This window comes from uncultured Aquimarina sp. (assembly GCF_947492115.1).
Taxonomy (GTDB): Bacteria; Bacteroidota; Bacteroidia; order Flavobacteriales; family Flavobacteriaceae; genus Aquimarina.
Genome location: NZ_CANLMM010000001.1, coordinates 188,843 through 213,672 on the forward strand (window position 1 = coordinate 188,843; position 24,830 = coordinate 213,672).

The following is a 24,830-nucleotide window of genomic DNA, read 5'->3' on the forward strand; positions in this document are numbered from 1 at the left end:
TGATATATTGTAAGGAATATTTTTTACTAATCATGGACCATCTACGAATTACACTTTTTTTCTGGAACGTTGATCATTAGAACTACTAAAAAGAATATAAACGGTATACATAAATAAGTAATCTAAACAAAAAAGCCTTACTAAAAAGTAAGGCTTCCTGTGATCGCGACAGGATTCGAACCTGTGACCGTCTGCTTAGAAGGCAGATGCTCTATCCAGCTGAGCTACGCGACCAGTAAATTATGTTTTTCAAATTGTCGGGGTGGCAGGATTCGAACCTGCGACCTCCGCGTCCCAAACGCGGCGCGATAACCGGGCTACGCTACACCCCGAATTTTGAAAATAATACTCAAAATTAAAGCGGAGAGACTGGGATTCGAACCCAGGCAACACTTACGCGTTGACAGATTAGCAATCTGCTCCATTACCACTCTGGCACCTCTCCTAAATCAAATTTTGATTATGAACTCCACATTAATATTTCAAATGCGGATGCAAATGTAGCTTTTATGAATCTACAATGCAACATTTTTTTGTCATTATTTTCGTTTTATTTTCTGGATAATTTTAAAAAGTTGAAAATCAGTTTTTTTGTTTGGAATAATTTTTGAAAAATTAAGATGTTTATGATATCAAAGGATATAAATAGTGATTTCAATCTATAATCATATATTTGTGAAACACGACCCAAATACAATAACCTATGCGTTTTGATAAAAGAAAATTTACAATGAAAATAAAAGCCTTTCTAATTTTTGTTCTACTAATTTCTGGATTTAGCTACGGTCAAAAACCTGTGCTTTCTGAAGATTTTAATTTTAAAATAGGAGAGAAGTATAAAAGGATTAAAAGTTTAAGTTCTTATTATGTAGCTTCTGGAGAGCATATGGTGGCTATAAAAAAAGGAAGAAAGGATATGACCATTCAAAGATTTTCTTTGAAAGATCTCAAGGAAGATATCAAAAAAAGACAGGTAATTGAAGATAAAGGAGATTTTCAAACAGTCATGAATTTAAACGGTAAAGCAGTTGCCTTTTATACTGTTAAGGATAAAGCATTTGCACAGCGAATATCACTAACAGGGATTATTGCAGAAAAACCGGTTTTAGTAGGTAGTGATAAGGATAATATCACAAATGATGTTGGATTTAAAAGTACATATGGCTTCGATGCAGGAGGAAGAATTAACAAATTCGTTTTTAAAAAGTCTTTCGATGGAACTAAACTATTAGTGCTATTTAGAGTAAAAACAGCAAATGATAAAGCGGATAAAATAGGAATTAGCGTTTATGACTCGAATTTAAAGTTGCTTTGGAGTAGAAAAGTTCGATTACCGTATACTAGTAAACGTATCGAAAATGAAGATTTTGCGATAGATAATGAAGGAAGTTTTTATATGACTGCCTCTATTTTTAATTCTGGCGCAGAAGAAAAAGATAAATTAGAAAACACCTATAGAACAGAGGTTTTTAAGATAAAGGAAAACCCCAAAGATATTATTAAAAGTAAGATAGAACTACCAGGTAAATCGATAATGGATGCTGTACTTGGTTTAGATAAGCAAGGTAAGGTCAGAGTTTCGGGTTTTTATGTAAATAATGATAATAAAATAGAAGCCTCAGGTTTATTTTCTGCAAGCTTAAATAATGAAGGAATTGTTTCTTCAATTACCAAAAGTGATATTCCAGCTGGTACTTTAGAACAGTATGCATTAAAAAGGGAAGAGCGTATTAATGAAGGAACACAAGATGAAAAAGATAAAAAGGATTTTGAAAATTTAAAAGTGAATGATGTTGTTTATAATGAAGATGGAAGCGCAGTAATACTAGGTGAACAGCGGTATGTTGAGTCCTTTACGACGTCTAGTTCTTCAGGATCCAGAACTACTTATAAATATTATTACAGAGATGTGATAGCTTCGAAAATTACTTCTGATGGTACTGTAGTCTGGTTTCATAGATTACCAAAATATCAAATTGGTGCTCGTGGAAAGAGAAGTATGTCATATCTTAATTTTAAAGATTCAGGTAAACATTATTTGTTCCATATCGATGATTTTACCAATCTTAAAAGATCTTTTGATGAGTATCCCACGAGATATTTTGATGGTAAAAAAGAATTCTTGTATCTAACATCATATACTATAGATGATGCTACTGGAGAAGTTATTAAAGAACCTATCTTAACAGGAAGTGATATTAGAAATTCCAGATTGGATAATCTAGAGGTTTATAAAGCAGCTGTTTTACCAAATCAAGATATGATTTTTGAAGCGTTTGATGGTAAAAAGAATAATTTATTGCTAAAAGTTTCGCTTGATAAATAGATTTTCGAAAACAATTTATTGAATATTACGGAAGGGAGGAATAGATTTATTTCTCTCTTTTTTTTGTAAAATAACTTCAAAATAAAATCATTTGAAATAGGTGTTTTGCATGAATTTTTCAATAGCATAGTAACATTTGCTTTTGTTTTGATACTTACCATTAGAAATTTTAATAAAAACACAAAACTTCTAAAAAGTCAAGAATACGTTTCTGTAGTTTGTAACGATATGCTTTCTTCTTGATTTAAAACAAATTGACAAAAATTAGTATGAAAAAAATCAACATTTTTTTATTAGTACTTATGATAAGTACATTTAATTTAATTGCACAAGATCCTAAACTATCCGAAAATTTTACCGTAGAAGTAGGTGAGGAATATGGAGAAACCGATGGTGGGATGAGAAACTTTTATAAGTATGATGGATATATTGTAGGTATAAATAGACATAAGGATCACCTAATTATTCAGAAGTTTGATCCCAATACCTTAAAAGAGGTTGAACGAAAAGAGCATAAGAAATTCTTTAAAGAAAAGCGAAGAGAAGATTTTGAGAAAATTCTAAGACTAGGAGATAACGTACTGTTTTTTTACGCGCAATGGGATAGAAAAGCAAAAGTGGAGTCATTGGAGTATGAGGCTATATCTTTAAAGACCTTAGAAATAAGTGAATTCAAGGAGATTATTAGACAAGAAGGTAAAGTGGCTGGGGATTTTGCTTTTGTTCGTTCAGGTTTTTTTACGACTAAGGCTAAAACTTTAAATAAATATGAATATCGTACTTCTTATGACGAAGATCAATTATTACTAGAGTATCGATTAAAACCAAAATTTAGAGATGACTCTAAAAGCTATGATAGAATTTCTATCAATGTTTTTGATAAAGATCTTAATGTGATCTGGAATAACGTTGTAGAAATGCCTTACACTGAGAAAAAGATGGATAATGAAGATTTTGCGATTGATAAAGAAGGTAATTTTTTCATGTTAGCAAAAGTATATGAAGATGATACTACCAACGAAACTAAAAAGAGAAAACGGAGTAAAAAGGGAAAGAAAGATGCTAATTATCATTTAGAGATATTCAAAGTAAAAAAGGGAACAAATACTATTGTGAATAGTAAAATAGAAATTGGAGACAAATTGGTGGATGAGATTTTGTTATATGAAAATGCACTAGGTGATATCGTTTTGTCGGGAACTTCTAAAAACCCCGATTCTGGAAAGGGGTTGCTTTTTGGAAAAAGAAGAGGGCAGGCAACAGGAATATTTACTGCTAAATTAGATAATGAAGGAGCTATTAGTGATTTTAATAGTTATGATTTTCCTATCGAGATGTTAACCAAGTACGCTACTAAAAAGGAAAAAAAGAAGAATAAGAAAAAAGAAAATGATGAGGCTGAATCTCCAGCTTTTAATGGGCTTAAAATAAATACTATTGCAGCTAATGATGATGGTAGCTTCGTGATTTTGGGAGAACAGCGTTATATCGTAGCGAATACAAGAACTACGAGTACAGGTAGAACCAGTACTAGTTATGTGCATTATTACAGAGATATTTTAGCTGCTAAAATTAATGTAGACGGTACTTTGGCTTGGATGCATAAATTACCAAAATTACAAGTAGGTAGAAGAGGAAAAAGAACTATGTCATATACACATATGTTTGCAGGAGAGAATCATTATTTATTGTATTTAGATAATGTTAAAAACTTGAATTTACCTGAGGATAAAGTGCCTTATAAACATACAGACGGAAAAGGAGGGTATTTTACAGCGTATATTATTAATGATCAAACTGGAGAAGTGAAAAAAGAAGCAATTTTTAATACGAGAGATTTCAACGGGACAGAGTTAGAGCATTTCGAAACAGATAAAATATTTGCATTGTCTGATTCTGAAATTTTAATTGAAGGTTTTGAAGGAAGAAGTAAAGACTTTCTGGTTAAGGTGAAGGCTAAGTAGCATAACCTTATTTTATTTAAAAAATTAAAAAAGGAGGCATAATAGCCTCCTTTTTTATATATCTTAAAAAGCAGAATTGTTATTCTGCAACGTTTTCTTCCATTTCTATTAGTTTGGCAACATTTCTAACAATATGGTTGTGTTTTTTTACAAAAGGATTAGTTTGGTCCCAAACATATCCTGCTAATACCGCACATATTTGTTCTTTGAAATCTTCTCTTGGCTTATCATGGAAAATAATTTTCTGAAGATTTCCTGTGTACCATTCTTTTACGTAAGTAGAGAATACATCGACTCCACGTTTCATATGATCAACAAAATTTTCTTGCCAATCAACTTCTTCTCCGTTTAATTGTTTAATAGCTAGTTTAGCAGCTAACAAACCTGTTTCTGTAGCAAACGAAACCCCTGAAGAAAAAACAGGGTCTAAAAACTCTGCACTGTTACCAGTTAGTACAAAACCATCACCAAAAAGCTTGGTAACATTTTTAGAAATGTTCTCTACTTTATAAGGTTCAAAAAGATAGGGAACATCTTTAAACTGATCGTAATAATATGGCGAAGTTTTCATCATTTCTTGTAAAACTTCGGTCGTGTTGCCTTCAAACTTATTGATCCATTCCATCGGACCTACAAAACCAATACTAGTATTACCGTTAGAAAAAGGAATGTACCAGAACCATACTTCGGTTTCTATAATTTCAAATGTAATTGTAGTTCCTTCAACTCCTTCAGGTCTATTTACATCTTTTACTTGTGTAAAAATAGATCCGTGTTCGGCAATTTTTGGTGGTGCTTCTAATCCTAGTTGTCTGGCAATAACTCTACCAAAACCACTAGAGTCGATTATAAATTTGGCTTCAATTTCACTTTCTGAACCGTCTTTATGCTTTACAGTGGTTAAAGAATTTGTTCCGTCAAATTGTACATCAGTTACTTCGGTCTCGAAATCCACACTAACACCTTGTGAAATCGCTTCGTCTATAAGTGTTTTGTCGAAATGATCTCTAGGCACTTGCCATGTCCAATCCCATCCTTCACCATGTTTTTTGCTAAAATCAAAAGAGCCTTTTACACCATCTTTTATAAAACGAGCACCATATTTCTTTTCGTACCCTTGTTTCATCAAACAATCGAGAAGTCCAGCTTCTTCAAAATTGTCCATACATCTGGGGATGAGACTTTCTCCCACCTGAAAACGTGGAAATTTTGTTTTTTCGACTACCTTAACGTTAATTCCATGTTTGTTAAGATATGCAGCACTTACACTGCCTGAAGGACCAGCGCCAATAACTAGTACATCTACATTTTCTTTTTTCATAATTTTCAAAGGTACATTAAATACATTACATTTGCCCTCGTAAAAATAAAGAGTAAACTTGAATTTTTTTACAAATATTGGAAAAAACTTACTAATTCGCGAATGCTAATATCAAAAGAAAGGTTAGAAATTAAAGATTTCCTTAGTGTAATTTTTAATGAAGAAAAGGTTACGATAGATGAATCCATTGTGAAAAGAGTGGAGGATAGCTATAAATTTTTAGAGAAATTTTCTGAAAATAAAGTTATTTACGGTGTTAATACTGGATTTGGTCCTATGGCTCAATATAAAATTGATGATAAGGATAGGATAGAATTACAATTTAACCTGATCAGAAGTCACTCATCAGGAACCGGAAAACCTATGGAACCTGCCTATGTTAAGGCTTTGATGTTAGCTAGACTAAACACGTTATCCTTAGGGAAATCTGGTGTAAATACTACCGTGATTAACGGGTTGAAAGATTTGATCAATCATGATGTAACGCCTTTGGTTTTTGATCATGGAGGAGTTGGAGCAAGTGGAGATTTGGTGCAGTTAGCGCATTTAGCACTTGTACTGATTGGAGAAGGAGAGGTATTTTACAAAGGAGAAAGAAGAAATACAGAAGATGTGTTTAAAGAACTTGGACTGAAACCTATTGAAGTTAAGATTAGAGAGGGATTAGCACTGATGAATGGTACTTCGGCGATGACAGGTATAGGTATCGTTAATGTAATCAATGCTCAAAAATTATTGGATTGGTCTATAGTGTGTTCTTCAGCAATCAATGAAATAGTTCAAGCATACGATGATCACTTGTCAGAAGAGCTTAATCATAGTAAATTACATTTAGGGCAACAGGATGTTGCTCGTATGATGAGAGAGCATCTTTCGGATAGTAAACTTACAAGAGATCGTACGGAGCATTTATACTCTGGTCAGAATGGAGATACATATTTCAAAGAGAAAGTACAAGAGTATTACTCGCTTAGATGTGTTCCGCAAATCTTAGGGCCAGTTTGTGATACTATAAAACATGTTGGGAGAATTTTAATCGAAGAATTAAATTCTGCCAATGATAACCCAATTATTGATGTAGAGACAGAGCATGTGTATCATGGAGGTAATTTCCATGGAGACTATGTGTCTTTAGAGATGGATAAATTAAAACTGGTAGTAACAAAACTTTCTATGTTAGCGGAACGCCAATTAAATTATTTATTAAACTCTAAACTAAATGATATCTTACCACCTTTTGCGAATTTAGGAAAGTTAGGGTTTAATTTTGGAATGCAGGGAATTCAGTTTACGGCTGTTTCTACCACAGCAGAAAATCAAACGCTTTCTAATTCTATGTATGTGCATAGTATTCCTAACAATAATGACAATCAAGATATTGTGAGTATGGGTACAAATGCTGCTAATATGACTAAAACGGTTATAGAAAACACTTTTGAAGTACTTGCGATAGAATTGATGACTATTGTACAAGCTTTAGAATATCTGGATTTTGGTGATAAACTCTCAAGTAGAACACAAAAATTAGTGAAAGATATCAAAGCTATCGTTCCTCCGTTTGATAAAGACTATATTACATATCCTTTTGTACAGCAAGTTAAGGACTATCTAAAAGATAATAATGCGTATTAATTTATTTCATTAATATTTAATATATTTTACCATAAAGAAAAAAGCATGTTAACCTATGCTTTTTTATTTGTACTAAAAAATAAACCTTAAATATAAAATAATGAAAAAAGCATTTTTAATTACAGTAGCATTAGTATTTGGTTTACAGACAATATTCTCTCAGGAACTGGCAAAAGTTCGAGAAAATGGAAAATTCGGGTACATTAATAAAAAAGCTGAGTTCGTAATAACACCACAATTTAAAAAAGCGAATAGTTTTGCAGATGGTGTAGCTTTAGTTTTAGACGGAAAAAAATGGGGGTATATACTTCCTGATGGTAAATGGTTGTTAGAACCTCAGTTTAGTAAAGCGAAAGACTTTAATAGTGGAGTAGCTATGGTTCTTAAAGGTAAGAAGTGGGTTTATATAGATAAAGAAGGTAAGGAATTAGCTCTTTCAGATGCTGAAAAAATATATCCTTTTAAAGAAGGAGTGGCTTTTATTAAACAAGACAAGAAAGTAGGTTTAATGAACGCTAAAGGAGAAGTAATTGTAAAGCCAGAATATAAAACTATTAAAGGATTTCAGAATGGTTATGCTCGCTTTGCTAATCAGTCAGGTAAGTGGGGTATTATAGATAACAAAGGTAAAATAGTTATTAAAGCAGAGTATACTTCAATAGGAAACTACAGAAATGGTGTTGCAAGAGCCGAGAAAGGTGAAAAGAATTTTGGAATAGCATCCTCATCATCATTTAGTGCTGTTGAAGGAGCTGCTAAAATATGGGATTTTAGAGAGGGCGGAAAGTATACTATTGCCATGAAGGATGAAAAATATGGTTTCATAGATACATCAGGAAAATGGGTGATAGAACCTCAGTTTGTAAAAGCAAAAGCTTTTCAAAATGGCTATGCGGGAGTTTTTGATGGTAACAAATGGGGCTTTATTGATACTAATGGTAAAGTAGTTGTGGAAAACAAATATGATGATGTTGATTATTTCGATAAAAACGGGATGGCTCCTGTGAAAATCGAAGAATGGGGATTTATAAATACAAAAGGTGATTTAGTGATAGAAACAAAGTACGGTATTACGGCTGGAAGTTTTGGTTTTTTATCAGGTAGAGTCCCTCAAAAAGGTTTTGTTGAAGGTTTAGCTCGAGTTAAACATGAGAAAAAATGGGGTTTTTTAACGCCAGATGGGAAGCTGTTAGGAGGTAAATGGTTTGAAAATGCAGAGCCTTTTGTAAATGTTAAGTAAAATTTCTAGTTTCCCAGCAACCTTAGACGATTGTTAAAGTTGTTGGGATTTTTTTAATATTGTTAATTATATCTTAATTTGGAATAATTGTTGTTTTTTAAGAATTTCAATAATTATTTGATCTTAAAACCAAATATGTAAATGAAATACGCCCTCGTTACTGGTGGATCCAGAGGAATTGGAAGAGCAATAGCAGTAAAACTAGCAAAAGAATTGGAGTATCCAGTTTTGATCAATTATCAGTCAAATGATGACGCTGCTAATGAAACTAAAAAGTTAATTGAAGATGAAGGAGGAAAGTGTACATTATTAAAGTTTAATGTAGCAGATAGAGAAGATACTCACAAGGTTTTAGACGCTTGGATTGCTGAAAATCCAGATGCAACAATAGAAATTATAGTAAATAATGCTGGTATAACCAGAGATGGTTTGTTTATGTGGATGAAACCAGAAGATTGGCACGATGTTTTGAACATTAGTTTAAACGGTTTCTATAACGTGACAAATCATTTGATACAGAAAATGTTGACAAACAGATATGGCCGTATTGTTAACGTGGTTTCTGTATCAGGAGTAAAAGGAACAGCCGGTCAGGCTAATTATTCGGCTGCTAAGGGAGCTTTAGTTGCAGCTACAAAAGCATTAGCGCAAGAAGTAGCCAAACGTAAAATTACTGTGAATGCTGTTGCTCCAGGTTTTATAAAAACGGATATGACAGCAGAGATGGATGAAAAAGAGTTAAAACGAATGATTCCAGTAAATCGCTTTGGTGAAGCGGAGGAAGTTGCAGATCTCGTGACTTTTTTGGCATCTAAAAAAGCGGCATATATTACAGGAGAAGTAGTAAATATTAACGGAGGAATATATTCATAGAGGATGAGTACGCGAAGAGTAGTTATTACTGGAATGGGGATTTATTCTTGTATTGGTACAAATGTTGATGAAGTAAAAGAGTCTTTGTATCAAGGAAGATCAGGTATTGTTTATGAGCCATCGCGCAAAGAATTTGGATACCGATCTGCATTAACAGGAATTGTACCAAAACCTAACCTGAAAAAAGAATTAAGTAGAAGGCAAAGAGTAAGTTTTGGTTCTGAATCTGAATATGCTTACATAGCTACAAAGCAAGCGTTTGATCAAGCAGGAGTAGATCAGGAGTTTCTAGATAATGAAGAAATTGGAGTGCTTTTTGGTAACGATAGTACTGCCGAGTCCGTAATGGAAGCAATCGATAAGATTAGAATTAAGAAAGATACGACTTTGGTAGGTTCTGGAGGAGTTTTTAAGTCTATGAACTCAACAGTGACTATGAATCTTTCGACAGTTTTTAAACTAAAGGGAGTTAATTTTACCATTAGTGCGGCATGCGCTAGTGGATCGCATTCCGTTGGAATGGGATATTTGTTGATTAAACAAGGGCTTCAGGACTATGTACTTTGTGGTGGAGCTCAAGAAATAAATGATTATGCTTTTGGAAGTTTTGATGGGTTAGGAGTTTTTTCTGTAAACGAACAAAACCCTACAAAAGCTTCGAGACCCTTCGATAGTAGTAGAGACGGTTTGGTGCCAAGTGGAGGAGGAGCAGCTCTTTTTATGGAGACATATGAAAGCGCAATGAAAAGAGGTGCTACTATTTTAGGAGAAGTAGTTGGATATGGTTTTTCTTCCAATGGAGATCATATTTCTACTCCTAATCAAGAGGGTCCTGCAAGAGCAATGAAAAGAGCAGTTGATCAGGCAAATATAAAGCCAGAAAATATAGATTATGTAAATGCACATGCAACATCAACTCCAATTGGTGATGCTAACGAAGCAAAGGCTATTAATGAGGTTTTTGGGGAATCTAAACCTTATGTAAGTTCAACGAAATCCATGACTGGACACGAATGTTGGATGGCTGGAGCAAGTGAGATTATATACTCTTTAATTATGTTGAATAATTCGTTTATAGCACCGAATATTAATTTAGAAGAACCGGATGAGGACTCTACAAAGTTAAATTTGGTAAAAGAAACGATAGATAAAAAAATTGATGTATTTTTGTCGAATTCATTCGGATTTGGGGGCACAAATTCTGCGATCGTAATTAAAAAGATTTAGGATAGAAAAAAATTACTAGAAAGATGATGGAAACAAGTGTAATTGTCGAAAAAGTTGATGACTTTTTGATTGAAGAATTCGAGGTTGAAGCAGATGAGATAGCTCCTGAAGCAAACCTTAAAGAAACCTTAGATTTAGATAGTTTAGATTATGTTGATCTTGTTGTGGCTATAGAAGCTACTTTCGGAGTAAAGTTGGTAGGTGATGATTTTGTAGGTGTTGAGAGCTTCCAAGATTTTTATGATTTAATAGAACGTAAAGTCAATATTTAAAAGACTGCAATGGCCCAATGGGAAGGTAAGGCTAAAGGTACACCTTTAGGTTATAGAATTTTTATATTTTTTATTAAGTATCTTGGGCTTAATGCTGCATATACCATTTTGGTATTTGTAGCAGCTTACTATTTGGTCTTCTCTTTTTCTTCTACGAAATCAAGTTTTTATTTTTTTAATAAAAGACTTGGCCAATCTACTATAAAATCGATAATAAGTGTTTATAAAAACTATTTTGTTTTTGGACAAACCCTTATCGATAGGACTGCTATTTCCTATGGACTTAAAGATAAGTTTAGTTTTACATATGATGGTAGAGAAAAAATTCAGAGATTATTAGAGCGGAAAGAAGGCGGAGTTGTTTTTAGTGGTCACGTTGGAAGTTTTAATATTGCTCGTTATTTTTTTGATGAGTTTGACATGACGGATACTGGTGTGAATTTGATTGTTACGGATCAGGAAAATGAACAAATCAAACAATTCGTTGGAGCAGTTTCCACGGATACCACCATGAAGTTTATTGTGATTAAAGAGGATATGTCTCATATTTTCGAAATGAATGAGGTGTTGTCCAACGGAGAAGTTATTGTTTTCGCTGCAGATAGATATGTAGAAGGTATTCAGTTTATAGAACAAGAATTTCTTGGTAAACCAGTCAAGTTTCCTTCTGGACCTTATAAGTTAGCTGCTCGTAAAAAGAAGCCTATCCTTTATATGTATATAATGAAAGGAAAAGGTAAAGAATATAACTTATATGCCAGAGAGCCAGAATTTACTGAAGCTTCAGTAAAACCTAGTCATGTGTTAAAAGAATATATAAGATACACAGAAATCATGCTTAAGAAATACCCATTGCAGTGGTTTAATTATTACGACTATTGGGAAGATATTAATACCTAACATATGAAAAATATATTGGTATTATATTACAGTCAAAGCGGGCAACTTGGAGATATTTTATCTAATTTGATAAAACCCTTAGAAAGGGAAAAGAACTGTACCGTTACTACGCATCAAATTTGTCCAGAAGATCCTTATCAATTTCCATGGAATAAGAAAGATTTTCTTCAAGTATTTCCGGAATCATATTTGCAAATACCAAAGCCAAATATTCCTATTCCTGATGAAATTAAGAAGAAAAAATATGACCTAATCATTCTAGGGTATACTGTCTGGTATCTTTCGCCTTCTATCCCTATAAATTCATTTTTGAAGGGAGATGATGCGAAGATTTTGTTGAAAGATACACCTGTAATTACCGTGAATGCATCTAGAAACATGTGGATTTTAACTCAGGAAAAGGTAAAAAGATTATTGGTAGATTGTAAGGCTAAATTAGTAGGTAATATTGCTTTTGTAGATCGGCATTGGAACCATATCAGTGTAATCACTATTGTTCATTGGATGATGAGTGGTAAAAAAACAAAGTACCTGGGTATTTTTCCAAAACCTGGTGTTTCTGATAAAGATATTAATGAGGCGGATAAATTTGGAATTATCATAAAAAGAAATCTTTTTAAAGAAAATTATGAACAACTGCAAAAGGACTTGGTAAATGATGGTGCAATAACAATAAAACCTTTTTTAATAAGATCAGATAAATCTGGAAATCATATATTTAGTAAGTGGTCAGCTCATATATATAAGGTGGGGTTGAAATCTCCTAAAAGGAGACAAAAATGGTTAAACTTTTTCCAGTATTATCTACAATTTGCTATTTGGGTTTTTGTACCTATAGTTTTTATTATATTTTTGTTGACTTATGTGCCTTTTTATGCACGCATAAAAAAGGATATTAAATATTATCAATCAGTAAGATTAAGGTAGGTAACCACTTTTATGAAGAACGTTTACATAACAAAAACAGGGCATTTCTTGCCAAATGAGCCAGTCTCGAATGATGAAATGGAAAAGAGACTAGGTATGATTGATGATCAACCTTCCAGAGCAAGGCGAATAGTACTAAGAAATAATGGTATTAAACAAAGATATTATGCTGTAGATAAAGAAGGTAATGTAACTCATAATAATGCAGAACTTACTAAAGAAGCAATTAAAAGTTTGTGTAAAGACGGTTTTACCGAAAAACAAATAGAGTTGCTTTCTTGTGGAACTACTGGTCCCGATAATTTGTTGCCTTCGCACGCTTCTATGGTGCATGGATTATTAGATACCGAAAGTATTGAGCTTAATTCTGCTTCTGGAGTTTGTTGTTCAGGAATGAGTGCATTAAAATATGGTTTTCTTTCTGTAAAATCAGGGAACACGAATAACGCAATATGTACGGGATCCGAACGATCGTCCAGTTGGATGCAATCGCAAAAATATAATGAGGAGATAGAAAATCTTAAGAGTTTGGAAGAAACTCCAGTTATAGGTTTTAAAAAAGATTTTCTACGATGGATGTTATCTGATGGTGCAGGTGCATTTTTGTTAGAATCAGAACCAGGAGATGATCTTTCTTTAAGAATTGATTGGATGCAAGCGTATTCATATGCATATGAATTAGAGGCATGTATGTATGCTGGTGGAGAAAAACAAGAAGATGGTTCTCTAAAACCATGGACGGATTATACTCCTAAAGATTGGCTTAATGATTCTATCTTTTCTTTGAAACAAGATGTGAAAGTGCTAGACGAGCATGTTGTTAAAAAAGCTATTCTTAGCCTTAAAGATGCAATAACGAAAAATGATTTGGATATCAATGATGTAGATTATTTTTTACCGCATATGTCATCATTTTATTTTGAAGGTAAGTTAGATGATGAAATGAAGGAGCAAGGTATTGGGATTCCCAAAGAAAAATGGTTCACAAACTTAAAGGACGTTGGTAATGTAGGTTCGGCATCTATTTATTTAATGGTAGATGAATTGAAAAATTCAGGGAAGTTAAAAAAAGGTGAAAAAATATTATTACTCGTCCCAGAAAGTGGTCGTTTTTCGTATTTTCATATTCTACTAACAGTTTGCTAATGAATAATCAATTACAAGAGGAAATCACAGATATTGATTTAATCAAAAAATTAATTCCGCAAAAGGATCCTTTTGTAATGATAGACAAGTTGCTCTATTTTGATCCTGATAAAGTAGTTTCTGGTTATAAAATTTCTGAAACCAACATTCTTACCAATAACGGATATTTTACAGAAGGCGGTTTAATTGAAAACATGGCGCAGAGCATAGCGCTGCATAGAGGTTATAGAGGTTATATAAAAAGAGGAAAAGATGATAAACCTAAAACAGGTTTTATCGGGTCTATAAAACACGCTACAATCCATGAACTGCCTAAAGTTGGCACAGAATTAGTTACTACAGTAGAAATTATAGCTGAAATTATGTTAGTGTCTTTGGTGAAAATCGAAGTAAAAGATACAGAAGGTAATTTGCTAGCATCTTCTGAGATGAAGACCATTATTGTGGATTCACAATGATCTTACATTTTTAGAAACTTTTAAATCTAAATTAGGATGAAAAAAGAAGAAGTACCTCAGGATGAAAGTTGTTTCTCTCATACAAATATGAAAGAAGTTGTATATGCTGTAGATAAGGATGGTAAATACGGTAAGGCACTTAGTTCGGGTTGGGAAGCAAAGACCATTGCATTAAATGAATCTTTAGATTTAATCGAGGAACAGCTACAAGAAACAATCCAAAAAATAAAAGAAGGAGAGCTCAGTCCAATAGCTTACTATATGGAATCCCAGCGTATGGATGTAGTAGTATTATCTGGTTATGTTGGTATCTGGCAGTGGAAGGTGAAAAGACATTTGAAAGCAAAAACTTTTAAAAAATTAAGTGATAAAACACTTAAAAAATATGCTGAAGCTTTCGAAATTTCTTTAGAAGAACTTAAAAATCCAAAGATTTGAAAATAAACTTTGAACACAATCAATCCGCTCATTGTGAAAATGGGGTGGTTTCGAATTTATTAAACTATAACGGACTTAAGGTAAGTGAACCAATGGTGTTTGGGATAGCTTCAGGAGTCTTTTTTATATATATACCTTTTATTAAGGTGAATTTTGCACCAATGTTCAGTTTTAGACCTGTTCCTGGATTTATCTTTTCTAGAGTAAGTAAAAGGCTAGGCTTCAAAATTAAGCGACATAAATTTAATTCTAAAGAGAAGGCACAGCAAACATTAGATGCAGAATTATCAAAAAATAACCCAGTAGGATTACAGGTTGGAGTGTATAATCTTACTTACTTTCCTGATGAGTACCGTTTTCATTTTAATGCACATAATTTGGTCGTGTATGGAAAAGATGGAGGAGATTACTTAATAAGTGATCCAGTAATGCCTCAGGTAACGACTCTGTCTGCAAAAGAATTAGAAAAAGTGCGTTTTGCAAAGGGACCATTTGCTCCAAAAGGGCATATTTACTATCCGACAGAATTACCAAATGATGTAGATCTTAAAAAAGCGATAACAAAGGGAATTAAACAGGCGTATAGGCATATGTTAGCTCCGGTGCCGCTTGTTGGATTTCGAGGAATAAGATATGTTGCGAAGCGTATTCGTAAATGGCCTGATAAAATAGGTGTAAAGAAAACCAACCATTATCTTGGTCAGTTAGTACGTATGCAAGAAGAAATAGGAACTGGTGGAGGAGGTTTTAGATTTATTTTCGCCGCTTTTTTACAAGAGGCTTCTGTAATTATGGAGAATCCTAGATTGGCTGAGTTGTCTGTAGAAATGACTGCTATAGGAGATCAATGGAGAGATTTTGCAATTGATGCTTCCAGATTATATAAAAACAGAAGTAGAGAAACTGATGCATATAATAAAATTGCGGATAAACTGGATGCAATTGGATTGGCAGAGAGAGCTTTCTTTTTAGATCTGAAGAGAGCAATTAAATAGTTGTGAGATGGATCAAAATCCTCTTATTCAAATAAAAAATATATCCAAACAGTATAAAGGAGCTACTTTTCTTTCTTTAGATGATGTGAATCTTGAAATCGAAAGCGGAGAGGTCTATGGCTTGCTTGGACCCAATGGTGCTGGTAAAACTACATTAATATCTATTTTGTGCGGTCTTATAAAACCATCATCTGGAGACGTTTCGATTTTTGGCAAAGATTTAAAACAGGAAACCAAAGAAATTCAGAAACAAATAGGTGTTGTTCCACAAGAATATGCTTTATATCCTAAATTAACAGCTAGAGAGAATTTATTCTATTTTGGAAGTATGTTCGGAATGACGAAAGCTCAACTAAAACCAATTATTTCTTCTCATCTAGAAGCATTAGGACTGCTGCCATTTGCAGATAAAAAAATTAAAACATTTTCTGGCGGTATGAAAAGAAGGGTAAATCTAATAGCAGGGATACTTCATGATCCTAAACTTTTGTTTTTAGACGAACCTACTGTTGGTGTAGATGTACAGTCAAAGCAGGCAATTACAGCCAAATTAAAAGAACTTAATGCTACAGGCACTACGATTATTTATACCTCACATCATTTAAGAGAAGCTCAGGATTTATGTTCACTGGTAGGTATCATCGATTCTGGAAAAATCATTGCAGAGAATACCCCTGCTAAGCTTATTTCAGATACAAAAGATGCACGAAATCTAGAAGATGTTTTTATTGAATTAACAGGAAGAGAACTTAGGGATTATGCATAGGTTTTTAGCATCCATAAAAAAAGAATTTTTACTATTGCTTCGAGATCCTGGAGGGTTAGTTATCCTTTTTATTATGCCAATCATATTGGTGATCACTATAACACTAATTCAAGATGCTACATTTAAATCCGTTTCTAGTAATTCAATAGATATATTATTGGTAGACAAGGATCAAGGAAAGTTGTCTAAAGAGATTCAAAAGAGTTTTTCGGATATAGAGTTTTTAGAGCCTATTTCGGCCATTGGAGAAACTCCTTTATCTGAGGAAACTGCAAAACAACTTGTAGCTGCAGGTGAGTATCAACTGGCAATAGTAATACCTGAAGGTTTAAGTAGTGAATTACAAAAACAAATAGATAAGAATATCACCAAAATACTTGAAGAGTTCGAAGGAACAGAGGATTCTTTAAAAGTTTCTCAGGCAGATGAAAAGCTACCTTCTAATAAGGTTGTTAAACTATATTTTGATCCGATTACTCAGGAAACTTTTAGAAGCTCAGTTATATTCGCTGTGGATAAGCTGGTAGCAAGTATAGAAACTAGGTCGATTTATGAAGCTTTTGAAAAAGAATTGGGAGAATCTGAAAGCCTAAAGTCTTTTAATAGAGATAACTTTGTAAAATATGATCAAATAAATCCATCGTTATCGGGAGAAGATATTCTTCCTAACTCGGTACAGCACAATATACCCGCTTGGACATTATTTGCGATTTTTTTTATGATTTTACCTTTATCACTAAATCTTGTGCACGAAAAAGGGCAAGGTACATTTGTTAGGTTGCAGACAACTCCTGCAAAATACGGTACCATTATTGCCGGTAAAGCATTTTTGTTCTTGTTGGTTAGCTTATTGCAATTTACCTTGATTTTATTGCTAGGGATTTTTGTTTTTCCAAAATTAGGATTACCCGTTTTGGATTTAGGAGACCATTTAGCATTGTTGTATTTGGTAGCATTAAGTTCGGGTTTAGCAGCAATTGGTCTCGGAATTTTATTAGGAACAGTCTTTAATTCACATGAACAAGCGGCACCGTTTGGAGCAGTTTTAGTAGTGTTGTTGGCAGCAATAGGAGGTGTTTGGGTACCTGTTTTTGCTATGCCTGATACGATGCAAATGATCGCTAAAGTATCTCCAATGAACTGGGGATTAGAGGCTTTTTATGACTGTTTCTTAAGAAAAGGAAGTCTGGGAGATATTCTTCCAGAGATTGGTTTGCTTATTGTATTTTTTATTAGTACTATCGTAATAGCTATATTATACTATGAAAAGAAAAAAACGGTCTAAAGAGGTTGTTACAGATATAAAACACGTTCATGAGGTAAGAGTTAGATTTAATGACTGTGACCCTTTAAGTATTGTGTGGCATGGTATTTATATAACATATTTTGAAGAAGGAAGAGAAGCTTTCGGAAGGAATCATGGGATTTCTTATTTACATGTTAAAGATAATAACTATGTAACTCCAATTGTAAATTCTAATTGTGATCATAAATTACCACTCAAATATGGTGATGTGGCTACGGTAGAAACTATATATGTAGATAGTCCTGCAGCGAAAATGATTTTTAGATATAATGTCTATAACCAAAGAAAAGAGCTTGTATGCGTAGGTGAAACTACACAAGTGTTTTTGGATATGGATGGGAATATGTCTCTGAGTATTCCTGAATTTTTCCTTGATTGGAAACGAAAAGTTGGTTTGCTATGAGAAAAGTGTATCTAATCGATGATAGTATTATTTCTCCTCTTGGTTTTTCAACGCAAGAAAATTTCCAGAATCTTCAGGAAAATAATATTGGTATAAAAGAGGTTGACAATAATGATATCTGGTCTGCACCCTTTTACGGTTCGGTAGTAGATAATACTAAACTGAATGAAGCATGGAACTCGATTTCGAATGATAAGAATGGAGATTATTCGAAGTTAGAAAAAATGATGATTTTGTCTGTTTCTAAGCTTTTATCCAATAATCCTTCGCTAGATATTTCTAGATGCGGGATCGTGATTTCAACAACTAAAGGAAATATAGGTGAAATTAGAAAAGAGCAAAATGATAAAGCTTATCTAGGGAGTATTGCCAAAACAATTCAAGGTTATTTTGATTTAGAACAAACACCAAAAGTGTTATCTAACGCTTGTATTTCAGGTGGTTTGGCATTAGCAATAGGAAAAAGAATGATTCAGGCGCACCTATTTGATGATGTTATTGTTATTGGAGGAGATTTGTTGTCTGAATTTACACTTTCAGGATTCTTTTCTTTTCAAGCAGTTAGTGCAGCTCCTTGTAAACCTTTTTGTAAAAACAGAACAGGTATAAGTCTTGGAGAAGCAGCAGCTTCTGCTTGGTTAAGTGCAGATAAAAATAAAATAAACGGTGAAGTAATTAGTATATCAGGTGATGCCTCTGCTAATGATGCGAATCATATTTCTGGTCCTTCAAGAACAGGTGAAGGTTTGTATATCAGCATTACCAAAGCATTAAAAGAAGCTAATTTACGTAGTGAGCAAATTGATTATATAACTGCTCACGGAACCGCAACACCTTTCAATGATGAAATGGAGGCTATTGCATTTAATCGAGCCGGCTTGCAAGAAGTTCCGCTTAATAGCCTGAAAGGATATTACGGTCATACATTGGGAGCATCTGCGCTAATAGAGAGTATCATAGCAAGACATTGTTTGCTTAATAATGAATTGATAGCATCCGTTGGTTTTGAAGAGTTGGGAGTTTCACAACCTGTAAATGTGATTACAAAAAATGAATCTAAAAAGTTGACAAGGGTTTTAAAAACAGCTTCTGGTTTTGGGGGTTGTAATGTCGCTTTGATTATAGAAAAACTAGCGTAGTGGATATGGAGAAGTTTTACATATCAGATTTTTGTTCTCTACGAAATAATAGAGTTTTTAAAAATGGTGAGGAAATTTATTCAGATGTAACATCCGAGAGTATTAAAGATTTTGCAAAAGGTCTTTACAAGTCTTTAGATTTGAAATATCCTAAGTTTCATAAAATGGATGAATTGTGCAAACTAGGTTTTTTAGCTACAGAAGTACTCATAAGTCATATGGAAGATGTTGATCAGGATACCGCTTTGGTGTTGTCAAATAGGGCTTCTAGTTTGGATACTGATAGAAAACATCAAGTAAGCATCGATGACAGAGCGAATTTTTATCCTTCTCCTGCCGTTTTTGTATATACACTGCCCAATATCATTATGGGTGAGATAAGTATAAAAAATAAACTAAAAAGTGAAAATGCGTTTTTCATTTCGGAGCACTTTGATCCAGAATTTATAGCTAGTTATTCTCAGGTTTTACTTCAAACAGGAAAAGCAAGCAATGTTATTTGTGGTTGGGTTGATTTGGATAATGATAAATATGACGTATTTTTGGCTTTTCTTTCAAAAAAAGGTAAAAAAGAGCTAACAAAAAAAGAATTAAATAATTTATACAATCAATAATTATGGCTGAATTACAAGAAGAGCTAAAAGAAAAGATAATAGAGCAATTAAGTCTTGAGGATGTGGAAGTAAGTGAAATTGGAGATGACGATCCTCTTTTTGGTGATGGCCTTGGTTTAGACTCGATCGATGCATTAGAATTAATTGTTTTATTAGAAAAAGATTACGGGATTAAATTAAAAGATCCTAAAGAAGGAAAAGCTATTTTTGAGTCGATTAATGTAATGGCTGATTATATTTCAAAACATCGTACAAAGTAATATGAATAAAGGCGTTGCCATAACTGGTATGGGAATTATTTCTTCTATTGGGAATAACGTAGAAGAAAATTTAAATGCTTTAAAATCTGTTTCTCACGGAATTTCTAGAATAGATCTAATCGAAACACGTCATAAAGACGATATAATGGTTGGTGAAATTAAAAAGACCAATGAAGATCTTATAAAAGAACTTGGATTAGATCCTTTAAATAGTTTTTCCAGAACAGCAATGCTTGGCGCAATTGCAGCAAAAGAAGCTTTGGTAGATGCCCAAATTTCTGATATTAACGAATACAGAACAGGTTTTATCTCTGGAACAAGTGTTGGAGGAATGGATACTACCGAAAAGTTCTATCTTCAATATCCAGAATCAGAAGAAAACAGAAGATTTATAAAAGCGCAGCATGCTGGGTATACTACACAATCCGTTTCTAATTATTTAGGGATAAATGGTTATGTGTCTACTATTAGTACAGCATGTTCATCTGCAGCGAATGCAATCATGTTGGGAGCGCGTATGATCAAAGCTGGTAAGATCGATAGAATGATTGTAGGAGGAACGGATGCTTTATCAAAGTTTACCATCAATGGTTTTGGAACGTTAATGATTTTATCAGATGAAGAATGTACTCCATTTGATGACAATAGAAAAGGTCTTAATTTAGGAGAAGCTGCAGCATTTTTAGTGCTAGAGAGTGAGGAAATCGTGGAAAAAGAAAATAAAAAAATTCTTGGTAGAGTAGCTGGATGGGCAAATGCAAATGACGCATATCATCAAACTGCTTCCTCTTCGAATGGAGAAGGTGCTTATTTAGCCATGAAAAAAGCATTAAAGATCGCTGGTTTAGAACCGCAAGAGATAGATTATGTAAATGCGCATGGAACGGCTACGCCTAATAATGATCTATCCGAAGGTGTTGCCATGACTAGAATTTTTGGAGAAGATAAAACACCTGTTTTTAGTTCTACTAAAGCATTTACAGGGCATACACTTGCAGCTGCAGGTTCTGTAGAAGCTGTATATTCTCTTTTGTCTCTTCGTGAGAATTTAATTTTTCCGAACTTGAATTTTAAGACTAAAATGCAAGAGTTTGCTTTGGTTCCACAAACTGAATTGCTTTCAAAGGAATTAAACACCATTCTATCTAATTCATTTGGTTTTGGAGGAAATTGTTCTACTTTAATTTTTACTAAATAATGGGAGAATGCTATATAAACGGTATCGCTAATATTTCGGCGCAACCTACCACAGATGCGGATAGATTTTTGGAAGAAATAATTTCTCATAAAACATCGATATTTAAAGCTCACGATCCGAATTATAAGGAGTTTATAAAGCCAGCAGCAATGAGGCGTATGTCCAAGTCTGTAAAAATGGGTGTTACTGCTGCTTCTATAGCTTTAAATAATTCTGGCGTAGAAATGCCAGATGCTATTATTACAGGGACTGGAATGGGTTGTAAACAAGATTCTGAAAAGTTTCTTGAAAAAATTCTATATGATGATGAACAGTTTCTAACTCCAACATTGTTTATTCAGTCTACTCACAATACCGTTGGAGGACAGGTAGCGCTTGGTTTAGGATGTAAAGCATACAATCTAACTTACGTTCAGGGAGCTGCTTCGTTTGAGTCTTCTCTCATAGACGCGCAGCTTATGTTATTGGAAGAGCCTGAAAAGAATATATTAGTTGGAGGTATTGATGAAGTAGCTAAGAATTCTACATTATTACATAAATTAGATGGGCAGATTAAAGAAGATGATATCGATGTAATTAATCTTCTGAATTCTAAAACTGGAGGTACGGTTCATAGCGAAGGAGCTACTTTTATGATGCTGGGTAGTAAGAAAACTGATACTAGTCATGCTAAAATTGTAGATATTGAAACGATTAGTAAGGCAAGTAGTGAAGAAGCTGAGAAACACATTGTGGTTTTCTTAGATCGTAAAGGTATTTCTATAAAGGATGTTGATGCTGTAATTCTTGGAAATAATGGAGATATCGATTATGATCATTATTATCGAAATCTTCAGGACTCTCTTTTTTCGGAAACTGAACAATTGTGTTATAAGCATTTAATAGGAGATTATCCTGTAGCTTCTAGTTTCGGTTTTTGGCTTGGATGTAAGATTTTTGAGAAGAATACTGTACCTGATATTTTAAAGGTTAATTCAACTACTGCTAAGAAGTATGATACAGTACTTCTATACAATCAATATCTTGGAAAAAACCATAGTATTGCTTTATTGCAAAGATGCTAATTAGAAATATAGTTAATATTATAAGTGTTATAGCTGGCTCGTTGATGCTAGCAGCAATAATATTTGATAAACTCCCTTGGTGGAGTTTATTTGTTTTAATACTTATTTGGTTATTAATTACAGGGTATGGTGTTGCGAATATTAGATCTGGCTATTTCTTAAAAAGTCTTAGTAATAATTCAAAAATTAATCAAAGAAAGATAGCGATTACTTTTGATGATGGTCCTGATCCCAATACATTAGAAGTTCTAAAAATATTAGATAAGTATGGTGTAAGATGTACTTTCTTTTGCATAGGTAAGCAAGTAGAGAAATATCCTGAAATCGTAAGAGAAATTACTAAAAAGAATCATGTGATTGGTAATCATACCTTTAGTCATGATAAGTTGATTGATATGTATGGTACCGAACGATTTACGAATGAGATAAAGGACGCAGATCGTATTATAGAAAAATATACGACAAGAAGACCTTTGCTATTTAGACCACCATATGGAATTACGAATCCAAATATTGCCAAAGCTGTAAAAGCTACGGGGCATACTGTAATTGGATGGAATAAAAGGTCTTTTGACACCACCATTCCTTCCGAAAAAGTGATTCTTAGAAGAATTACTAAAAACCTTAAAAATGGAGATGTAATCTTACTACATGATACAAAAACCATTACTTTGTCAGTATTGGAACAATTGTTGCTATTTTTGCAAAGGAATAACTTTACAACCGTAACTATAGATGAACTATTTTCAATACAGGCATATGCTTAGATTTTTTATATGTACTATTTTTTTTATGAGTACTTCATGGGTAATGGCTCAAGAAGTAGAATTAAGTAAGCCTGAAGCTACTTCTTTTGTAAATGCAGTAAGTGCTAGTGCAAAGAAATCTAAAACTATTGTAAATACTTTTACACAATTAAAGCATATTGATTTTCTTTCTAATGATATAGAAAGTAATGGAGATTTATATTTCAAATCGCCTAATATCATTAAATGGTCTTATTTAAAACCTTATGAATATAGCGTAATCTTTAAGGATAAGAAGTTATATATTAATGATGCAGGTAAGAAAAGCGATATTAATTTGGCTTCGAATAAAGTTTTCAAAAAATTAAATGATCTTATCGCAAAAAGTGTTAGTGGTGATATGCTCGATGAATCACAGTTTGCAATGCGTTTTTATAAAAACAAAGGGATATATATAGCTAAATTATCTCCTAAAGACCAAACATTAAAAAATATGTTTAAAGAGATTGTATTAGGTTTTCAGTCAAAGAGCTATTTGGTCTCTAGTGTAAAACTTATAGAGCCTTCAGGTGATTATACACTTATCAAATTTAAAAACACATCTGTTAACAAACCAATTCCAGATGCGGTATTTGTACATTAGCATACTTCTTCTTAGTTTTTATAGTTGTAAAGTAACCACAGTAAAAGATTATATCGAGTCTGATGTAAAAGAATCTGATACATTTGAAAATTTATATTTTGCAAGCTCCAGTATTGATTATGTTTATAAAGCAGATATAAAGGTATATGGTAATGAATTTAGTGGTATTCTAATAATAAAAAAGATATCAGAAGATAAACATCGTATTGTGTTTACTTCTCAGTTTGGATCTACTTTTTTTGACATAGAATTAGAAAATGATTCTTTTAAGATTAATAGTGTTGTAGAACAGTTGAATAGAAAAATAATCTTAAACACTTTAATTAGAGATTTTTCATTAGTAGTGGATGAAAAGGGACCTGTTATTGGAAAATATTATAATGATTCTTACAATGTTCTAAAAAATAGAAACGGAAAAAGAAGTAATTACTATTTTTACAGGATTTCTGATAAGAGATTAGATAAGATTGTACAGGCTACGAAAATGAAAGAAAAAGTAATAGTGTCTTTCAATAAAGTATCAAAGGATCAAGTAGCAAAAAATATAAAGATTGACCATAAAAATATTAAATTAAATATTGAATTAAACTTTCTGAAATAATATGCTAATAGCTGATTTATATAAAATTAATGAAGATTCTGTAAGGGATGGTGTGCAGATAACGACTATCACTTTAAATCCGGATAATGATATTTTTAAAGGTCATTTTCCTGGTAATCCTGTAACACCAGGAGTGTGTACGTTACAGATTATAAAGGAACTAACAGAAAAGAGAACAGGTTGCTCTTTGTTTATGAAAAAATCGTCTAATGTAAAGTTTATGGCGGTTATCAATCCGGAAAAGAATCCAGATTTAGAGATTACCAATGATTTTAAGGATGGTGAAGAAGAGATTAAAGTGAAAAGTACTGTGAAATATGATGATACAGTTGCCTTAAAAGTTGTAATTACTTTTGTAAAATTATAAATCG

26 protein-coding genes and 3 tRNA genes are annotated in these 24,830 nt (G+C 33.0%); 25 read left to right on the top strand and 4 right to left on the bottom strand.

Translation table 11 applies throughout. The annotated features are described in order from the left end of the window. Positions 1-160: 160 nt before the first annotated feature. From Q1A73_RS00815 to Q1A73_RS00825, 3 genes are all read right to left on the bottom strand, one after another. A tRNA-Arg gene (locus Q1A73_RS00815) sits at positions 161-234 on the bottom strand. A gap of 23 nt (positions 235-257) precedes the next feature. Next, positions 258-332, bottom strand: a tRNA-Pro gene (locus Q1A73_RS00820). 29 nt (positions 333-361) lie between these two features. Beyond that, a tRNA-Ser gene (locus Q1A73_RS00825) sits at positions 362-445 on the bottom strand. Positions 446-730: 285 nt separating this feature from the next. On the opposite strand from Q1A73_RS00825, the gene Q1A73_RS00830 reads away from it, so the two are divergent. Both Q1A73_RS00830 and Q1A73_RS00835 read left to right on the top strand, forming a co-directional pair. Continuing rightward, positions 731-2,326, top strand: a complete 1,596-nt coding sequence (locus tag Q1A73_RS00830; protein WP_299600453.1) for a hypothetical protein — start codon at positions 731-733, stop codon at positions 2,324-2,326. A gap of 269 nt (positions 2,327-2,595) precedes the next feature. Continuing rightward, on the top strand, positions 2,596-4,290 hold the full coding sequence (locus Q1A73_RS00835) for a hypothetical protein (RefSeq protein ID WP_299600456.1): 1,695 nt from the start codon (positions 2,596-2,598) through the stop codon (positions 4,288-4,290). A 79-nt stretch (positions 4,291-4,369) separates the two neighbouring features. Here Q1A73_RS00835 and Q1A73_RS00840 read toward each other — a convergent pair whose 3' ends face one another. Further along, positions 4,370-5,611 (bottom strand): NAD(P)/FAD-dependent oxidoreductase, encoded by a 1,242-nt coding sequence (locus tag Q1A73_RS00840; RefSeq protein WP_299600459.1) that lies wholly within the window; start codon positions 5,609-5,611, stop codon positions 4,370-4,372. 102 nt (positions 5,612-5,713) lie between these two features. Here Q1A73_RS00840 and Q1A73_RS00845 point away from each other — a divergent pair, with 102 nt between their 5' ends. The 23 genes from Q1A73_RS00845 to Q1A73_RS00955 all read left to right on the top strand — a co-directional run bounded on the left by Q1A73_RS00845 (position 5,714) and on the right by Q1A73_RS00955 (position 24,826). Beyond that, entirely contained in the window at positions 5,714-7,243 is a 1,530-nt protein-coding gene (locus tag Q1A73_RS00845) for an aromatic amino acid ammonia-lyase (protein WP_299600461.1), read from the top strand. 100 nt (positions 7,244-7,343) lie between these two features. After that, positions 7,344-8,483: a WG repeat-containing protein gene (locus Q1A73_RS00850; RefSeq protein ID WP_299600463.1), complete on the top strand. Its 1,140-nt coding sequence runs from the start codon at positions 7,344-7,346 to the stop codon at positions 8,481-8,483. Between the two features lie 141 nt (positions 8,484-8,624). Continuing rightward, positions 8,625-9,356, top strand: a complete 732-nt coding sequence (fabG, locus tag Q1A73_RS00855) for a 3-oxoacyl-ACP reductase FabG (protein WP_299600465.1) — start codon at positions 8,625-8,627, stop codon at positions 9,354-9,356. 3 nt (positions 9,357-9,359) lie between these two features. Next, entirely contained in the window at positions 9,360-10,583 is a 1,224-nt protein-coding gene (locus tag Q1A73_RS00860) for a beta-ketoacyl-[acyl-carrier-protein] synthase family protein (protein ID WP_299600466.1), read from the top strand. 26 nt (positions 10,584-10,609) lie between these two features. After that, positions 10,610-10,855, top strand: coding sequence for a phosphopantetheine-binding protein (locus Q1A73_RS00865; protein WP_027392758.1), 246 nt, complete (start codon positions 10,610-10,612; stop codon positions 10,853-10,855). Between the two features lie 9 nt (positions 10,856-10,864). Then, positions 10,865-11,755, top strand: coding sequence for a lipid A biosynthesis acyltransferase (locus tag Q1A73_RS00870; protein ID WP_299600468.1), 891 nt, complete (start codon positions 10,865-10,867; stop codon positions 11,753-11,755). A 3-nt stretch (positions 11,756-11,758) separates the two neighbouring features. After that, positions 11,759-12,682: a dialkylrecorsinol condensing enzyme DarA gene (locus Q1A73_RS00875; protein ID WP_299600471.1), complete on the top strand. Its 924-nt coding sequence runs from the start codon at positions 11,759-11,761 to the stop codon at positions 12,680-12,682. A 12-nt stretch (positions 12,683-12,694) separates the two neighbouring features. Then, entirely contained in the window at positions 12,695-13,828 is a 1,134-nt protein-coding gene (locus Q1A73_RS00880; RefSeq protein ID WP_299600474.1) for a beta-ketoacyl-ACP synthase III, read from the top strand. Beyond that, the gene (locus Q1A73_RS00885; protein WP_299600477.1) at positions 13,828-14,286 is read left to right on the top strand and encodes a hypothetical protein; all 459 of its coding nucleotides are present in this window, start codon (positions 13,828-13,830) and stop codon (positions 14,284-14,286) included. Before Q1A73_RS00880 ends, Q1A73_RS00885 begins: the two co-directional genes overlap by 1 nt. Positions 14,287-14,322: 36 nt before the next feature. Further along, positions 14,323-14,724 (top strand): hypothetical protein, encoded by a 402-nt coding sequence (locus Q1A73_RS00890; RefSeq protein WP_299600480.1) that lies wholly within the window; start codon positions 14,323-14,325, stop codon positions 14,722-14,724. Beyond that, positions 14,721-15,719, top strand: a complete 999-nt coding sequence (locus tag Q1A73_RS00895; protein ID WP_299600483.1) for a BtrH N-terminal domain-containing protein — start codon at positions 14,721-14,723, stop codon at positions 15,717-15,719. Before Q1A73_RS00890 ends, Q1A73_RS00895 begins: the two co-directional genes overlap by 4 nt. A gap of 7 nt (positions 15,720-15,726) precedes the next feature. Beyond that, positions 15,727-16,485, top strand: coding sequence for an ABC transporter ATP-binding protein (locus tag Q1A73_RS00900; protein ID WP_299600485.1), 759 nt, complete (start codon positions 15,727-15,729; stop codon positions 16,483-16,485). Then, positions 16,478-17,770, top strand: coding sequence for an ABC transporter permease (locus Q1A73_RS00905; RefSeq protein WP_299600488.1), 1,293 nt, complete (start codon positions 16,478-16,480; stop codon positions 17,768-17,770). The genes Q1A73_RS00900 and Q1A73_RS00905 overlap by 8 nt, the downstream gene beginning before the upstream one ends. Then, positions 17,748-18,194, top strand: a complete 447-nt coding sequence (locus Q1A73_RS00910) for a thioesterase family protein (RefSeq protein WP_299600491.1) — start codon at positions 17,748-17,750, stop codon at positions 18,192-18,194. The genes Q1A73_RS00905 and Q1A73_RS00910 overlap by 23 nt, the downstream gene beginning before the upstream one ends. Continuing rightward, positions 18,191-19,333: a beta-ketoacyl synthase gene (locus Q1A73_RS00915; RefSeq protein ID WP_299600493.1), complete on the top strand. Its 1,143-nt coding sequence runs from the start codon at positions 18,191-18,193 to the stop codon at positions 19,331-19,333. The genes Q1A73_RS00910 and Q1A73_RS00915 overlap by 4 nt, the downstream gene beginning before the upstream one ends. A gap of 5 nt (positions 19,334-19,338) precedes the next feature. After that, positions 19,339-19,947: a hypothetical protein gene (locus Q1A73_RS00920; RefSeq protein ID WP_299600495.1), complete on the top strand. Its 609-nt coding sequence runs from the start codon at positions 19,339-19,341 to the stop codon at positions 19,945-19,947. Between the two features lie 2 nt (positions 19,948-19,949). Next, entirely contained in the window at positions 19,950-20,207 is a 258-nt protein-coding gene (locus tag Q1A73_RS00925; protein ID WP_299600498.1) for a phosphopantetheine-binding protein, read from the top strand. A 1-nt stretch (position 20,208) separates the two neighbouring features. Next, on the top strand, positions 20,209-21,405 hold the full coding sequence (locus tag Q1A73_RS00930) for a beta-ketoacyl-[acyl-carrier-protein] synthase family protein (protein ID WP_299600501.1): 1,197 nt from the start codon (positions 20,209-20,211) through the stop codon (positions 21,403-21,405). Next, complete coding sequence (locus Q1A73_RS00935) at positions 21,405-22,469, top strand: beta-ketoacyl synthase chain length factor (RefSeq protein ID WP_299600504.1); 1,065 nt, start codon at positions 21,405-21,407, stop codon at positions 22,467-22,469. The genes Q1A73_RS00930 and Q1A73_RS00935 overlap by 1 nt, the downstream gene beginning before the upstream one ends. A 44-nt stretch (positions 22,470-22,513) precedes the next feature. Continuing rightward, positions 22,514-23,236 (top strand): polysaccharide deacetylase family protein, encoded by a 723-nt coding sequence (locus Q1A73_RS00940; RefSeq protein ID WP_299600507.1) that lies wholly within the window; start codon positions 22,514-22,516, stop codon positions 23,234-23,236. Positions 23,237-23,261: 25 nt separating this feature from the next. After that, on the top strand, positions 23,262-23,858 hold the full coding sequence (locus Q1A73_RS00945; RefSeq protein ID WP_299600510.1) for an outer membrane lipoprotein carrier protein LolA: 597 nt from the start codon (positions 23,262-23,264) through the stop codon (positions 23,856-23,858). Further along, entirely contained in the window at positions 23,839-24,459 is a 621-nt protein-coding gene (locus tag Q1A73_RS00950; RefSeq protein ID WP_299600512.1) for a hypothetical protein, read from the top strand. The genes Q1A73_RS00945 and Q1A73_RS00950 overlap by 20 nt, the downstream gene beginning before the upstream one ends. A 1-nt stretch (position 24,460) precedes the next feature. After that, on the top strand, positions 24,461-24,826 hold the full coding sequence (locus Q1A73_RS00955) for a 3-hydroxyacyl-ACP dehydratase (protein WP_299600515.1): 366 nt from the start codon (positions 24,461-24,463) through the stop codon (positions 24,824-24,826). Positions 24,827-24,830: the final 4 nt, after the last annotated feature.

What these genes read in the sequence shown, in the direction of transcription:
- Q1A73_RS00830 (WP_299600453.1), top strand. Translation starts at nt 731, where the DNA reads ATGAAAATAAAAGCCTTTCTAATTTTTGTTCTACTAATTTCTGGATTT.
- Q1A73_RS00835 (WP_299600456.1), top strand. Translation starts at nt 2,596, where the DNA reads ATGAAAAAAATCAACATTTTTTTATTAGTACTTATGATAAGTACATTT.
- Q1A73_RS00840 (WP_299600459.1), bottom strand. Translation starts at nt 5,611, where the DNA reads ATGAAAAAAGAAAATGTAGATGTACTAGTTATTGGCGCTGGTCCTTCA.
- Q1A73_RS00845 (WP_299600461.1), top strand. Translation starts at nt 5,714, where the DNA reads ATGCTAATATCAAAAGAAAGGTTAGAAATTAAAGATTTCCTTAGTGTA.
- Q1A73_RS00850 (WP_299600463.1), top strand. Translation starts at nt 7,344, where the DNA reads ATGAAAAAAGCATTTTTAATTACAGTAGCATTAGTATTTGGTTTACAG.
- fabG (WP_299600465.1), top strand. Translation starts at nt 8,625, where the DNA reads ATGAAATACGCCCTCGTTACTGGTGGATCCAGAGGAATTGGAAGAGCA.
- Q1A73_RS00860 (WP_299600466.1), top strand. Translation starts at nt 9,360, where the DNA reads ATGAGTACGCGAAGAGTAGTTATTACTGGAATGGGGATTTATTCTTGT.
- Q1A73_RS00865 (WP_027392758.1), top strand. Translation starts at nt 10,610, where the DNA reads ATGGAAACAAGTGTAATTGTCGAAAAAGTTGATGACTTTTTGATTGAA.
- Q1A73_RS00870 (WP_299600468.1), top strand. Translation starts at nt 10,865, where the DNA reads ATGGCCCAATGGGAAGGTAAGGCTAAAGGTACACCTTTAGGTTATAGA.
- Q1A73_RS00875 (WP_299600471.1), top strand. Translation starts at nt 11,759, where the DNA reads ATGAAAAATATATTGGTATTATATTACAGTCAAAGCGGGCAACTTGGA.
- Q1A73_RS00880 (WP_299600474.1), top strand. Translation starts at nt 12,695, where the DNA reads ATGAAGAACGTTTACATAACAAAAACAGGGCATTTCTTGCCAAATGAG.
- Q1A73_RS00885 (WP_299600477.1), top strand. Translation starts at nt 13,828, where the DNA reads ATGAATAATCAATTACAAGAGGAAATCACAGATATTGATTTAATCAAA.
- Q1A73_RS00890 (WP_299600480.1), top strand. Translation starts at nt 14,323, where the DNA reads ATGAAAAAAGAAGAAGTACCTCAGGATGAAAGTTGTTTCTCTCATACA.
- Q1A73_RS00900 (WP_299600485.1), top strand. Translation starts at nt 15,727, where the DNA reads ATGGATCAAAATCCTCTTATTCAAATAAAAAATATATCCAAACAGTAT.
- Q1A73_RS00905 (WP_299600488.1), top strand. Translation starts at nt 16,478, where the DNA reads ATGCATAGGTTTTTAGCATCCATAAAAAAAGAATTTTTACTATTGCTT.
- Q1A73_RS00910 (WP_299600491.1), top strand. Translation starts at nt 17,748, where the DNA reads ATGAAAAGAAAAAAACGGTCTAAAGAGGTTGTTACAGATATAAAACAC.
- Q1A73_RS00915 (WP_299600493.1), top strand. Translation starts at nt 18,191, where the DNA reads ATGAGAAAAGTGTATCTAATCGATGATAGTATTATTTCTCCTCTTGGT.
- Q1A73_RS00920 (WP_299600495.1), top strand. Translation starts at nt 19,339, where the DNA reads ATGGAGAAGTTTTACATATCAGATTTTTGTTCTCTACGAAATAATAGA.
- Q1A73_RS00925 (WP_299600498.1), top strand. Translation starts at nt 19,950, where the DNA reads ATGGCTGAATTACAAGAAGAGCTAAAAGAAAAGATAATAGAGCAATTA.
- Q1A73_RS00930 (WP_299600501.1), top strand. Translation starts at nt 20,209, where the DNA reads ATGAATAAAGGCGTTGCCATAACTGGTATGGGAATTATTTCTTCTATT.
- Q1A73_RS00935 (WP_299600504.1), top strand. Translation starts at nt 21,405, where the DNA reads ATGGGAGAATGCTATATAAACGGTATCGCTAATATTTCGGCGCAACCT.
- Q1A73_RS00940 (WP_299600507.1), top strand. Translation starts at nt 22,514, where the DNA reads ATGCTAGCAGCAATAATATTTGATAAACTCCCTTGGTGGAGTTTATTT.
- Q1A73_RS00945 (WP_299600510.1), top strand. Translation starts at nt 23,262, where the DNA reads ATGAGTACTTCATGGGTAATGGCTCAAGAAGTAGAATTAAGTAAGCCT.
- Q1A73_RS00950 (WP_299600512.1), top strand. Translation starts at nt 23,839, where the DNA reads ATGCGGTATTTGTACATTAGCATACTTCTTCTTAGTTTTTATAGTTGT.
- Q1A73_RS00955 (WP_299600515.1), top strand. Translation starts at nt 24,461, where the DNA reads ATGCTAATAGCTGATTTATATAAAATTAATGAAGATTCTGTAAGGGAT.